Annotated in this window: 12 protein-coding genes and 3 pseudogenes; 9 read left to right on the forward strand and 6 right to left on the reverse strand. The window is 41.7% G+C overall.

The genetic code is table 11. The features are described from left to right. From LJE72_RS21595 to LJE72_RS21610, 4 genes are all read left to right on the forward strand, one after another. On the forward strand, window positions 1–340 hold a 340-nt coding region (locus tag LJE72_RS21595), incomplete at its 5' end, for a hypothetical protein (RefSeq protein ID WP_229250056.1). Window positions 341–1,012: 672 nt separating this feature from the next. Continuing rightward, a complete protein-coding gene (locus LJE72_RS21600; protein ID WP_229250057.1) occupies window positions 1,013–2,146 on the forward strand; it encodes a tetratricopeptide repeat-containing glycosyltransferase family 2 protein in 1,134 nt (377 codons plus the stop codon). 6 nt (window positions 2,147–2,152) lie between these two features. Continuing rightward, window positions 2,153–2,686 (forward strand): class I SAM-dependent methyltransferase, encoded by a 534-nt coding sequence (locus LJE72_RS21605; RefSeq protein ID WP_229250058.1) that lies wholly within the window; start codon window positions 2,153–2,155, stop codon window positions 2,684–2,686. Window positions 2,687–2,838: 152 nt separating this feature from the next. Continuing rightward, window positions 2,839–3,645, forward strand: coding sequence for an FkbM family methyltransferase (locus tag LJE72_RS21610; RefSeq protein ID WP_229250059.1), 807 nt, complete (start codon window positions 2,839–2,841; stop codon window positions 3,643–3,645). Between the two features lie 736 nt (window positions 3,646–4,381). On the opposite strand, the pseudogene LJE72_RS21615 reads toward LJE72_RS21610, so the two are convergent. The 5 genes and pseudogenes from LJE72_RS21615 to LJE72_RS21625 form a co-directional block, all read right to left on the reverse strand. After that, window positions 4,382–5,416: pseudogene (locus LJE72_RS21615) on the reverse strand (tyrosine-type recombinase/integrase). A gap of 65 nt (window positions 5,417–5,481) precedes the next feature. Then, complete coding sequence (locus tag LJE72_RS26860; protein ID WP_396391677.1) at window positions 5,482–5,664, reverse strand: hypothetical protein; 183 nt, start codon at window positions 5,662–5,664, stop codon at window positions 5,482–5,484. Further along, on the reverse strand, window positions 5,609–5,818 hold the full coding sequence (locus LJE72_RS21620; RefSeq protein ID WP_229250060.1) for a hypothetical protein: 210 nt from the start codon (window positions 5,816–5,818) through the stop codon (window positions 5,609–5,611). The genes LJE72_RS26860 and LJE72_RS21620 overlap by 56 nt, the downstream gene beginning before the upstream one ends. Window positions 5,819–5,837: 19 nt before the next feature. Beyond that, window positions 5,838–5,969, reverse strand: a pseudogene (locus LJE72_RS26865) (site-specific tyrosine recombinase XerD); the annotation flags it as partial. A 1,074-nt stretch (window positions 5,970–7,043) separates the two neighbouring features. Then, the gene (locus LJE72_RS21625; RefSeq protein WP_229250061.1) at window positions 7,044–8,030 is read right to left on the reverse strand and encodes a glycosyltransferase family 4 protein; all 987 of its coding nucleotides are present in this window, start codon (window positions 8,028–8,030) and stop codon (window positions 7,044–7,046) included. A 136-nt stretch (window positions 8,031–8,166) separates the two neighbouring features. On the opposite strand from LJE72_RS21625, the gene LJE72_RS21630 reads away from it, so the two are divergent. Next, window positions 8,167–8,742, forward strand: a complete 576-nt coding sequence (locus tag LJE72_RS21630) for a class I SAM-dependent methyltransferase (protein ID WP_229250062.1) — start codon at window positions 8,167–8,169, stop codon at window positions 8,740–8,742. Window positions 8,743–8,818: 76 nt separating this feature from the next. Here the strand turns inward: LJE72_RS21630 and LJE72_RS21635 are convergent, their stop codons facing one another. After that, complete coding sequence (locus tag LJE72_RS21635; protein ID WP_229250063.1) at window positions 8,819–9,814, reverse strand: glycosyltransferase family 4 protein; 996 nt, start codon at window positions 9,812–9,814, stop codon at window positions 8,819–8,821. 185 nt (window positions 9,815–9,999) lie between these two features. Here LJE72_RS21635 and LJE72_RS21640 point away from each other — a divergent pair, with 185 nt between their 5' ends. The 4 genes and pseudogenes from LJE72_RS21640 to LJE72_RS21655 form a co-directional block, all read left to right on the forward strand. Further along, window positions 10,000–11,064 carry an NAD-binding protein gene (locus LJE72_RS21640; RefSeq protein ID WP_229250064.1) on the forward strand — a complete coding sequence of 355 codons (1,065 nt, stop codon included), beginning with the start codon at window positions 10,000–10,002 and terminating at the stop codon, window positions 11,062–11,064. A gap of 80 nt (window positions 11,065–11,144) precedes the next feature. Then, window positions 11,145–12,065, forward strand: coding sequence for an NAD-dependent epimerase/dehydratase family protein (locus tag LJE72_RS21645; RefSeq protein WP_229250065.1), 921 nt, complete (start codon window positions 11,145–11,147; stop codon window positions 12,063–12,065). Window positions 12,066–12,180: 115 nt separating this feature from the next. Continuing rightward, window positions 12,181–12,891, forward strand: a complete 711-nt coding sequence (locus tag LJE72_RS21650; protein ID WP_229250066.1) for a glycosyltransferase — start codon at window positions 12,181–12,183, stop codon at window positions 12,889–12,891. Window positions 12,892–13,097: 206 nt separating this feature from the next. Further along, a pseudogene (locus tag LJE72_RS21655) lies at window positions 13,098–13,541 on the forward strand (exosporium glycoprotein BclB-related protein); the annotation flags it as partial.

A 13,541-nucleotide genomic window follows, 5' to 3' on the forward strand; every position in this document is an offset into this window, starting at 1 on the left:
GGCTACGGGAGACGTAGGAGCGACAGGAGTAACCGGGGCTACAGGAGACGTAGGAGCGACAGGAGCAACCGGGGCTACAGGAGACGTAGGAGCGACAGGAGTAACCGGGGCTACAGGAGACGTAGGAGCGACAGGAGCAACCGGGGCTACAGGAGACGTAGGAGCGACAGGAGTAACCGGGGCTACAGGAGACGTAGGAACGACCGGAGTAACCGGGGCTACAGGAGACGTAGGAGCGACAGGAGCAACCGGGGCTACGGGAGACGTAGGAGCGACAGGAGTAACCGGGGCTACAGGAGACGTAGGAGCGACAGGGGCAACAGGGGCTACGGGGGCCTAATTGAACCAATATTGCCATAATGGACATTGCTAAATTAGATTATTTTCTATGGGTATGGATCGGGACTTTTAGTTTTGCTCCATACCCATTTATTCTAATACAGGAGACGCAGGCTCAACAGGGTGCAACTGGGGCTACAGATGACCAACGTTAGTATCTAATAATGTCACTGGCCCAATCAGTGTCTTTCCGCCATTAAACACCGAGGATACAGTTTCGAGTGTCACTCAAAGTGTTGAGATAAACGACAACTCAAAGTTGATTTAGGCGTATGCTATAGATTTACTAACTACGTCGAACTGAGTGATTGTCTATGAATCAAGATTATATAGAGATGCTATAGAGACGCGACGTTAATCAATACTACGACGCAAAATAGAAGTGCTCAGACTGTTAGGGAATCAAAGATTCCCGATAGCAAGCACGTATGTAGATCCAGCTACTACTGCTAGCTCAACGTATAGTGTTCGAGTTGTTGTAACAACAGCTACCGAGGTTACTTCTGCAGCTACAGGAAATGGTATTAATCTAAACGGAGCCCGCACGGTCGCGTTTATTTTGACTTATATTTAGTCGGTGGAATATCAAATGATGGTTGGTCAAGCTTCCACTTCTCATTATGTTGAATACCATACATTATGACTAAAATTCTTACTTTGAGGTGTGGTGAAGATGTTGGATCATTCCATTACTATCAGTTTGTGCATGATTGTACGCAATGAGGAAGATACCATTGCTCGGTGTTTAGACTCAATCAAAGGGATTCCTGATGAAATAATAATTGTTGATACAGGTTCCACCGACCGTACAAAAGAGATTGTCAAAGAATTTACTCATAATATTTTTGATTTTATTTGGATTGACGATTTTGCTACTGCTAGAAATTTCGCTTTTAGCAAAGCTACTAAGGATTATATCCTGTGGCTAGATGCAGACGATATTTTTTCTGATTCTGATCGTGAGCAATTTCTTAAGCTCAAAATTGATTTAAATCCATTAGTAGACGCCGTTAATATGCCTTACCTTTTAGGATTTGACCAATTTGGGGAAGTCACTTTCAGTTTAAGAAGAAATCGTTTGGTAAAAAGGAGTAAAAACTTTCGTTGGATTGGGGCAGTACACGAGTATCTGGAAGTATACGGATCTATACTGAACTCGGATATATGTGTGACACATAAGGACATGGGCAGAAATGATTCAGCTCGTAACTTAAAGATATACGAGAAGCGTAAAGCAAAAGGAGAACAGTTTTCCCCTCGTGATTTATATTACTATGCTAATGAACTTCTTGATCACAAACTCTATGAGCAGGCGATCGAATTCTATGAGAAATTTTTAAAGACTGGACAGGGATGGGTCGAGGATAATATTTCTACTTGTGGTAAACTGGCGGATTGTTACCAAAAACTGAATAATACAGATAAACAACTTAAATATATCTTTAAATCATTTGAATATGCGAACCCAAGGGCTGAGTTCTGCTGTCGCTTAGGTTTTTATTTTTTGAGCGTTCAGCAGTATGAAAAGGGTGTTTTCTGGTATAAACTGGCTACCCAATTAGAAAAACCTATTGATAGCTGGGGACCCATTATTGAAGCTTGTTGGACGTGGCTACCGCATTTACAGTTGTGTGTTTGCTATGATCGCTTGGGTGAACATCAATTAGCCTATAAGCATAATGAGATTGCTAGAAAGTATCGTCCAGAAAATACTCAGGTTTTGTATAACAAGAAATATTTAGAAGGTGTTTTGAAAAATGAAAAAGTAATAAATAATAATTTAGCCCAAAATATTGAGGAGAGGTAGAGTAATATGGCGTTATTAAATTGGCATGAAGATTTCATCGTTCACTTGGTCAGTCTTGTCAGGCCAAAGGTTTACGTAGAACTTGGACTATATCATTGTGCGCTTTTCAATCGAATAATCCCTTTCGCTGAACAATTAATTGGGGTGGATATTAGCACAGAAGCTTACAAATATATGCAACAGTCTTCGAAAACTCGTTTTTTTAACGGTACAACTCAAGAGTTGGCTAAGGAATTGAAGAGTAACCCTTTACAAATTGATATGTTATTCATCGATGCGGATCATTCAAAAGAGGCAGTATTACAAGACTTCAAAGACTTCTTTCCATTTATAGCACCACATGGTTTGATTTTGTTGCATGATACCCATCCTGGAAATGAGCAAATGATACAACCAGAATGGTGCGGAACTGCTTATCTAGCAGCAGAAGAGTTATCGCGAGAAACGGGATCATATGAGCTGATGACGATCCCGCTATCACCTGGTTTAACAATTTGCAGAAAGCGTCAAGTTCAACTGGCTTGGCAGGAAAAGGCATGATTTATCTAAAAGGAGCTTTTCTTTGCCATTTTGAGTGTTGTAGATTATGCGTCCACTTTTCAGTATGTTGAATACCATAGGGATGACTAATATCATAACTTGAGGGTTAAAAAAGATAATAATTATTGAGATTTTGAAAGGGGCTATGGTCTATGAGTTCAAATACCATGAACGTTTTAAAAAACGGAACTTGTTTTAAAGTTATTTCTGACACAAGACAGAGGTGGATATGGAATCATATTGCCAATAATCTTTGGGAAGAAAGTACTTTTAAAGTTTTTGATTACTTCATAAAACCTGATAAATCATATCTGGATATTGGTGCTTGGATAGGACCTACAGCATTATATTGTGCATGCAAGGCAGGGCATGTTTATGCAGTGGAACCAGATAATGTCGCATTCCAAGAACTTGTAAAGAATCTGGAACTTAATTCCTCCCTGTTATCAAAAGTGACTTGTGTCAATGCTGCTTTGACAGATCACTCTGGCCTTGTCCGTTTATATACTAGAACGGAACCTGGTGATTCATTATCTAGTGTTATCCCGACGCTCTCATATGATAATTATACTGAAGTAAGGGGCATCGCGATAAGTGACTTTGTAACGGAATATGATGTTAAGGACATTGGTTTCATTAAGATAGATATCGAAGGTGGAGAATATTCTCTTATACCATCAATGCACGATTATTTATACTCCTTTAGGCCTACGCTACTTGTATCTTTTCACATTTATCGGTTAAGGGAAGAAATGAAACTTAGAAACATCAACATCGATAATTCAGAGGGTAAAAATTCTTTAGATGATCAGGCTTTAGTATTAGCGCGCCGAGTTTTGAAGTCTTTGGACTTTTACAAGTTTATATATGATTCCGATGGCAAACTTTTTAATAAAGAAGAGGTGCTCATAGACTGTAGTGACGGGCCATTTGTGTTTACCGATGTATGTTGGGAATAGTATGCTGATAATCCTATTTACCTAGGAGTGATTACCTGAAAGGTGAGGCAGCTCATATGTTTTACTAACGGGTTTCCGTGATTATGAGGAGTTCTGCTTTAAAAATAATTGGGAGTTTTGAGAAAAGTCTGCTTCAAGCCAATTACGTGTGGTTCCGTTTTTCCTATCATTAATCTTGCAGATTTCGAACGGAACGTTTGTTGGTTTAATGATGGGGCTAGTGAAAATAGGGAATGACCAAAAGCGTGTTCCTAAAGTTATTTTGCGTGCATTCTGATTTGTTTTTTGCCCCAAAAATAAGAGACCAGTTTATGCTCATAGTTACGAGCACTAAACTGGTCTCCTTCTAAGTGGTAACAGCCCAAAATTTTTAACTCAACTTTCGGTCGCGACCGAGCCTAGGTTGTGTAATTTAGTGGGTGGAAATCCCACTTGGTAAGACGCAAGCCACGTCGCCAATAGCGAGTCTTGGGTGGCTAGGAGTAATTCTAGCTGTAAGCGTAGACAGTCAGATAGTAGACCTGAAAGTGATTGAGCCTCGAAATGAGTAAACCGGGATGGTTGACAGTTTCGAAAGTCTGGAAGACAACATCTTACTTAACGTATTTGTGAGTTAAGTAGTAGTTCCCCGGGGTCGAAGAGCCTGGCATGCCATACAATGATTACACAGCAACTTGGGAGACCCTGCTCCTTCTTTCATGAGAGTATGGCAAAAAACTGATCAAAAAGGAGGATGTCAAATTAGGGGTAGGGAGTCGAATAACTGCATATTACCAATGAAACCGAGTAATGTTGGTGGAAGAAGGTGATACAAGGATGTGAACCGTTCCTTTGGCTTTTGCTTTGCAATTGCTGCTATTCTTGCTAATTTTGTTTCCATTTGTAATCTACTCCTGTGTGTAGTAAATGTTTCCTTACCAAGAGCGATAATATGTAACCGCCTTTCCTCCTGAGAGGTTGGCAAACTTTTATGACTCAGTAATTTCTGGATAGATACCAAATGAGCCCCCTCTTGAAGGAGATGAGTAGCGCAAGTATGCCGCAGCTTATGTGGTGTAACCACCTTGTCGATCTGGGCTTTTTGAGCATACTTTTTTTTCTAAGAATTGAATGGATCGAGGCGTCAATGCCCTGCCTTTCATGCTCACAAAGAGTTCGGGGATTTCACTGGTTCTGGACAACAAATAATCTTGGATGGCTTCGCCTACGATGGGATCGAGGGTACATAACGCTCGCGGCCACCCATGCCTGAGATAAGGATGCGCCCGTCACTTCGATTAATGTCTTTCAATTGCAGCGAGCGGACCTTGCCCACGCGCAGACCCACCGAATAAATCAGCATCAAGATGGTACGGTCACGGCGGCTAAGGATCGTTGACGTATCCGGCTGGATAAGGATATTCTGCATTTCCTGGTTGTCAAGGACGATGGGAAGTCGTTTGGGCGTATCAAGCAGCTTGGGCCATTTCTGGCGTTCGTCTTGTTTGGAGTCAAAAAGCTCCATAAGAATAAGGAAGTCAATATATGAGGATAACGTCGCTAGTTTACGACCCACCGTCACTGAAGCGTTCTCGCGATTCACACGAAGATTACGTATGTAATCCAAAACTATCTTCGCTTTGGAGGGGTTATCCACCTGTGGATAATGACTAGAGCAGAATGTTTTCCACACGTTCATATCGATGGCGTAGGCTTCAGCGGTTTTAAGCCGGCATCCTCTCACCATCTGTGCATAGTTGAGAAATTCCTGAATGATCGTTTCACGGTTCAATCTTTTTCACTCCTGACAGAGGCGGCATATTTTTGTGAAGTAGGCTCACTGCTTTGCGAAGGTCCTCAAAATCGGCATGGGCATAGGGGTTGTTTCGGCCAGAGACTTATGCCCCAGCGTTTTAGCGATAATCTCAATCTGCCCGCCCCGTTGGACAGATGGGTTGTGAAGGTATGACGAATGGTATGAGGGCTAACGGGTTTCTGGATACGAGCGATCTCGGCATAATGCCGTATCCGTCTGCTCACAGTCCAAGGCTTCAACCGGGAGCCTTGAAGGTTTAACAGAAAAGGGCCCATGGTTGTCTTGCGGTATAGACGGACATACTACCGTAAATCGTCCAAAGTAGCCTTGGGAAGAGCAACGCAACTTGCCGATCTCGGCCCTTACCTTTCTGGACATGAACCCAGCTCTCTTTCAAGTCGACATCCTCGATATTCAGGGCACTTAACTTGCTGACATGAAGACCTGTAGCGTACAGAACTAAAAGGGCGATGTAATCGGCAAAGCCTTCCGACGTCGTGCGGTCTGGGGAAGAGAGTAAACGTAGCATCTCATCTTCCGTTAAATACGCTTGTTCTTTGGGTTGCTGGTGTATCTCATTTTCAGCGCCTCCATCGGATTATCCATCCTCCAGCCACGATCGACGGCATAGGCCATAAACGTGCGTAGGTGAGATGGATTTTTATCAATAGTACACTGTGAAAAAATACCAAGCTGTCTACGAGCGCTCAACCAACGGATGATGTCCGCCCCGCGCAATGTCTCAATGCCTTTATCGAGGCAGGTGGGGCAACCGACAGCGAATCGTGGTCGACTTCCACTGTGCGAGAAATGGCAATTGAATGTATGTACCAAATAAGGATTATAGTTGCTTGGTAAAATTAATCCATTTATCCTCTTGACAATGACAATCTAATGATTATAAGGAGAAGAGATAATACCTGAATTAACTATTAATCGAAAATACTCCGGTCTCTGGCGTAAGATCAACGTTAATGTTTAAGTAAGAATCACATAATGAAGCTACAATTGCAGCCAATATTGAGATTTTTTGATTTTACGTGACCGGGACTATAAAGACTATGTATGTTTAAGGGGCGTTTGTCTTGGCAGAGGAAAAAGTTGCAACTCGAAATTATTAATGCTGGATTGAATGCTTTTGAGTTCCAGTTTATCAGTCAGTACTGATGATGTGAAGGTCTCAGCTTGGGGAAAAGATTCCAATGGAATTTGGTAGCTGCCCATCGAGTTCTACCGACAGAACTCGATCTGATTGGGTACTCAAGGAATAACTGGGGCGACAGGCGAAGTTGGGTAAACAGGAGCAACCGATTACGGGTACAAACCTTACAAGTGCTGTTGCGCTTACTTGAAAGAAAGTATCGGTATATCCAAATTTTAGAAAATCCGTTTTTTCACTATAATCCCCTGTAATATTCCTAAGCTAAATGCCTGGACAGCGATTACGAAATCCAACCATTGCTTTGATTCTTAGATACTTTTTGTATGTGCTTCCCTATTTCTCGTTTGCATAAGGTTAAGTTGGTAATTGAGGAGTTTTTTACTAACTTTTTAAGCAGTAAGGACTTACTACAAAAGAAAGTCCTTACTACTTTAGAGATTACTATAAGCTAAGCAAGAAAGCTTCCACTTGGTCGGCAGTACGTTGCCAAGACCATGCTTGGGCGAAAAGATGCCCTGAAGTGGCTAGACGTTGACGTTCAGTATCCTGTGTCAATAGGTGATAGATTGCAGTAGTTAGCTGAACAATGTCACTTGGGGGAACTAACAGACAGTTTTCACCGTTGTTAACGTAATCACGATTTCCACCACAGTCAGTGGTCACGACAGCTGTGCCGCAAGCCATTGCTTCAAGGGGGGGTAAGCCAAATGCCTCAAAGTAAGAGGTGTAAACAAAGAGATCTGCCTCTCCATAAAGTTGGGCAAGCTCTTGGTCTGTCGTCGAGGTTTTAACCCGACAAGGCACAGGGCTCGAAAATAGGGCACTTTCTGGAATAGATACGGTTAAATCAAAATTAATCTGTTCCTTTAAACGAGTGACAGCTTTTAAAAAGTCTGAGCCGCCTTTCCAGGTATAACCTGAAGTAGGGTCGCGCATGATGTAAAAAATGTTCTTGCAGCCTGTTTGCGCAGAAGGTTTTGGATACGGATGAAACGTCGAAGTATCTACTCCACCAGAAATAACCGTGCTTTGTAAACCAGTTTCCTGGAGTATGAGCTGGCGGTGCCACTCCGATATGGACATAATTGGAGCACCAATTAAATAAGTCTGTTTTGCTATTTCTGATTCGGGAACCCAAAGCGGTTCATATCCTAGACTTAAACGTACTACCCGGCCTTTTTGGGACTCTAATGCTGGCTTAACTGTCAAATAGAAATTAGGGAGTATGAAATCGGCAGAAGGGATGAAGGCAGAGGTTAGTTCTTTTACTCGTCTGAGTTTGGCACGCAATGGCCAGACTTGGAGTCCATTTTCAGGCATAACGACTTCAATATCATGTCCTTTATCAGCGAGGGCATTGGCTAGGTGATAAATAAAGCGGGCTCCCCCGCCCATTTCTAAACTAAGAACAGGAAACACGATTTTCATAGTTTGTCCTCCCTTTGTTTTACGGTACTATATATTATGCGTTCGAGTAGGGGATTTGTGTGTCAGATGGTACTTTAAGAAAAATTTTGAATACCATAATAAAGAAAAGAAAATTAAGAGGAAGGATGTTCGGCCTGTGACAGTCAATGTCGTAAATCATAAGGATCTCCTCGCTACGATTAATGAACTTCTGTCGGATTCTCGTACGGTCCTAGATGTTGGTTGCGGAATAGGGGAGACACTAGAGAATTTTTGTTGCCCTATAAAAATCGGGGTGGATGCTCATCGACCCTACTTGGAGAACCCAAAGTCTGCTGAACAGTATTTGAAAATAAATTTTACGGCAGAGCGTATTAGCGAACTATTTCTGCCTAAGTCAGTAGATAGTGTTACGTTAATTGATGTCATTGAGCATTTTGAGAAAGACATTGCATGGGATGTCTTGGGACAAGTTGAAGCGATTGCTATTAAAAGGGTTATTATCTTTACTCCGAGGGGTTTTTTCAAACAGCTTGACGTTGACCATTATGGTTTAGGGGGAGAAAGCTACCAGCGGCATCGATCCGGATGGGAGGTTGAGGATTTTAAAAAGCATGGCTATAACATTATAATCTTTAGTAAGTTCCACGATCAGAGTAACAAAGCATTTTTAGAGGTATACGGAAAAAACGCTGAGCCTGTCGATGCCCTCTTGGCTTGGAAAGATTGTTAATATAGAAGTCAGGATCAAAGACCAGAGGTTGGAGAAAAGGACAAGTATCCATCGGCCTCTGGTTCTTAAATATACTCTAAGTGCCCGCTAGCTGAAAAAGAAATGCTTCTAATTTATCAGCTGCCTGCCGCCAGGTCCAAGACTGAGCGTACTTTAATCCGTTAAGGGCAAGTTGATTCCGTATTGTTTCCTGATTTAATAAATGTGCTAGGATAAGGGTTAATTGTTGAGTATCGCTAGGGGGAACAAGTAAACAGTTCTCTCCATTTCTTGCATAATCACGGTTACCTCCATTATCAGTAGTTACGACCGTAGTCCCACAGGCCATTGCTTCTAAAGGGGGCATAGAAAAGGCTTCAAAGTAGGAGGTTGAAACAAAAATATCTGCCTGAGCGTAGAAGCGGGCCATTTCGCTGTCAGAATGGGCATTTACTATCTCATAGGGCAGGGGAGCTGGGTAATTTGCCCCTTCTGGAGCTACAACCTGAACGTCAAAGGCCGGAACCAACTGAGTTAGGCGCTGGCAAGCTTCCCAAAAATCTTCAGTACCTTTCCAAGTATAGCCATGTTCCCTGGAACGAAGGATATAAGCAATTGATAAACGCCCAGTAGAAAGAGATTTTTTGGGACTAGGACAAAAAACAGAGTTGTCAACTCCTCCAGGAATAATAGTGCTGTTTTTTCCGGTTTCTTGTAAAATTAGTTGTCGATGCCATTCGGAGATTGAAATGATTGGAGCATCAATATGGTAAGAAGCTAAGGCTTTTTCTTTCTCTGGCACCCATAAAGGCTCATATCCAAGGCTCAGTCGTACGACTTGGCCTTTTTTTGATTCCCAGGCAGGGAAAACAGTGGGATAAAAATTGGGAAGTATGAAATCCGCAGGTGGTATTCTGTCAAAAGTGAGTTCTTTGACGCGGGTAACCTGTGCTCGTACTGGCCAAGACACAGCAGCATTTTCAGGAAGTACGATTTCTATATTGTGTCCTTTATCCACCATCTCATTAGCCAACTGATAAATAAAGCGTGTCCCTCCGGTTTCCAAACTTACGACTGGAATAACTAGCTTCATAATTTGTCCTCCATAAAGTTATTGTCTTTTCAGTGTATGTTACATCCCGTACCAAGGTTGCAAAATCTGACAGCTAAATCGAATATTACAGAGATTATTTCTTAGGATACGCACCTCTGTTGTGTCAACAAGGAGTGGACTGCCATAACTTATAGTGATGATATTGGGGGAGGATGGATCCAATAATGAAAATTTGTGTCGTGGGGTTAGGTAATATCGGGTTTAATCTGTTCACTTATCTAGACCGAAAATTCTCAGGAGAAGTCATCGGGGTGGATGTGAATGAGAGTAGGGTTAACGAATTAAGACGCCAGGGTCATAGGGTGACCACTGATTATAGGGCTTTAACTGGGATTGATGTTTGGTTAATGGCTCCTTCCACAGGTAATCAAGGTCAAAATTTATTTTCAGCTTTAGAGCATATGATCATCTGTCCAGGTGCTTTGATCTCCATTGAATCGACTTTACCACTAGGTACCATGATGCGTATTAGAGAATTCCTAGAGAAAAGAGGATTTAAATTAGGAACAGATCTTTTCTTGATTCATGTTCCTCACAGGGTAATGTTTGGAGTAGACAAAACTGTCTGTGATACCCCAAGAGTTATGGGGGCCTTTACAAAAGCCTGTCTTGAAAAGGGGCGTGAGTTTTATAACCCATTAGTCCCTCTTTTAGTTGAAGTTTCGGATGTTAGAGTGGCTGAATTATCTAAGGTGGTAGAGAATGTAAAACGGTATGTTGATGTAGCTTTTGCTCAGGAAATATATGGATATTGCGTTACGAATGGAATGAGTTTTGACGAACTGAAAATAGCTGTCAATAGTAAAAGCAACGTCGAACTTTTAGCTACTGACTGGGGAATTGGAGGCGAGTGTCTCCCTAAGGACATGAGTTTCTTAAGAACGGTTTGTCCTTCTGCATTGTTAGAAGGGGCTGAACAGGCAGATCATGACTATCGGGAGCGGATCGTTAAACAGGTGGGTACTGGCAAAGAAGTTTGGGTCAGAGGTTTGAGCTATAAAACAGGAGTTAAGGATCTTGCCCATAGTAGAGGGGTGGATCTGGTCAGAGCTTTAGAAGCGTCCGGTAATACTGTGAGGGTGGAGGATCCCTTATTTTCGTCGGAGGAGCTAATAGAAGCTGGCTTTAAACCCATTAATGAGTTAGAGGGCAATTATGAAAACAAGAAAGAGGAGCACTTAGCGGCTAGAGTAATATTAGATCGGCTAAAAGCCTTAGAGATTAAATAATAGTTGTCACAACATTCAAGAAGACCCGTATGACTTTAAGAATTTTGTGGCTATAAAATAGTGGAAAAAGGAGCAATAAGATGGCTAAAATTTTAGTGACAGGTAGTAAGGGAACGTTAGGTTCAAGATTGGTAGAGGTACTTCAATATCGGGGACACGATGTTTGGGAAGTTGATTTACAACATCATCTTGGGGAAAAATATATTAGGGCAGACATCTCCGAGTATCGCCAATTAGAACGGGTATTTGAGCAAGACTATGATTACGTTTTCCATTTGGCTGCTGAATTTGGTCGTATTAATGGAGAGCATTATTATGACACTTTGTGGAAAACAAATGTGATTGGAACACGCAACATCTTGGAATGGCAATTAAAGAAGGGCTTCAAATTAATCTTCACAAGTTCCTCTGAAATCTACGGAGAAGCAACGGAGCCCTTATTGACAGAAGATTTGCCCCTTAAAAAGACAATCATTCAGCATAATGATTATGCTTTAACTAAGTGGGCAAACGAAGTGCAAGTGATCAATTTTGAAAAGAAATATGGATCTCCTATTGTTAGACTGCGGTTATTTAATGCCTATGGTCCTGGGGAATATTATCATTCCTACCGTAGCGTTGTTTGCCTCTTTATTTATCGTGCATTACAGGCAATCCCATACGAAGTCTATGAAGGGTACTACCGTGTCTTTATGTATGTAGATGATCTAATTCCGACTATAGCTAACGCAGCTCATAACTTTAGACCTGGTGAGGTTTATAACATTGGAGGAACGGAATACCGCGGTGTAAGAGATTTAAGTGATTTAGTGCTCAAATATACGGAGGGTGATCCAAAATTGGTTAAATATCTCCCTGAAGATAAGCACAATACGGTCAGCAAACGGCCAGATATCAGCAAAGCGAAAGAGGATTTGGCACATGGACCTAAAGTGCTGCTAGAAGAAGGATTGCCAAAAACTGTAGAGTGGATGAAAAAGATATATCCCAACTGCCACTAGGTAGAGCTGTTCGCAATCGAATATCGCTTAAGCCCCTAAATATGTTTAACTATACTTCAGATGGAGTATTAAACTTCATCTGAAGTAAGCTTTTTAATAAGGAGTGAAAACGCTAATGCTAACGCAAACACCTAAAGTTAGTATCATCATCCCCACATACAATCACGCCCGATACCTGCCCTATGCTCTAGAGAGCGTCATTAATCAGAGTTACGCAAATCTTGAAGTCATAGTAATAGATGATGGGTCCACAGATGGAACATCCGAGGTTGTGAAGCCATATCTCTCGAAAATTAACTACATTTATAAGGCAAATGGAGGAACACCCAACGCTTTAAATTACGGTTTATCGGTGGCGACTGGGAAGTATATTTGCTGGTTAAGTGCCGACGACGGCTTAATAGGGAACAAAATTGCTAAACAAGTTGGACTGATGGAAAGTGATCCAGGCATGGGTTTTAGCTACACGAGCTTTATAGTTATTAATGCTAATGGTATAAAACAATACGATGTGAATTCAGCCTTTTACTCTAACAAGCAGGAAATGGTGACGAAACTTATGGAGGGCTGCTTTATTAACGGATCATCCGTAATGATGAGCAGTTCTGCTTTAAAAATAGTAGGGAATTTTGACGAAGGATTGCCCCAAGCCCATGATTATGATTTGTGGTATCGATTCCTTCGTCATTATGCTTGCGGGTTTCTGGCGGAACATCTTTTGGCTTACCGCTGGCACGGTGAAAATATGAGTCTACATCCTAATGAAGCTTGCTCTGTAATTGTTCAAGAGAGAGCGAAAAGGTTATTCCCGGAGTGGTTAACTTAATACCAGTTAGGCAGAGAAAATGATGGGGAGCGATATGATTCGCTTCCCATCATTTACTATAATCCATAGATTCACAGAAGTAATGATGAGATTTGGAACAAAAAGTGGACAGGTAAATATTATATTACGGAAGGAATAATTTGGATATTTCTTTAAAGGTTTTATAGTTTAATTCAATTATAATTATAAAGTAAGGAGATAGGATAATGATCCCTTTAACTACTGGGTTTATCGAAAATACACCTGTTTTAGGCATAAGACCAAGTACGAACCTTGCAGTAAGGATCGTTAATAATGGCAATCTTGAGTCTTCTGTTGAAATCCGGGGGTTCTTTGTAACTGGGATTGAAAAAACACAATATGTATTAGAGTTTGCTACCTTGGCAGATGGAGAAGTGGCGACAAGAAATTATTATGCCCAGTTTGATGCTTTTGAATTTCAATTTATAGTTGATTCTGATGCGACAGAAATCTCAGCATGGGGAAAAGATAGCGAAGGAAATCTGACGGCTGCCCATCGCGTGTTACCTGCAGAACTCGATCCAATGGGTCCTGACGGAGCCACAGGAAGCGTTGGAGGGACAGGGTCGACGGGAGCCACAGGAAGCGTTGGAGGGACAGGGTCGACGGGAGCCACAGGAAGCGTTGGA

The organism is Desulfosporosinus shakirovi (assembly GCF_020595055.1).
Classification (GTDB): Bacteria; Bacillota; Desulfitobacteriia; order Desulfitobacteriales; family Desulfitobacteriaceae; genus Desulfosporosinus; species Desulfosporosinus shakirovi.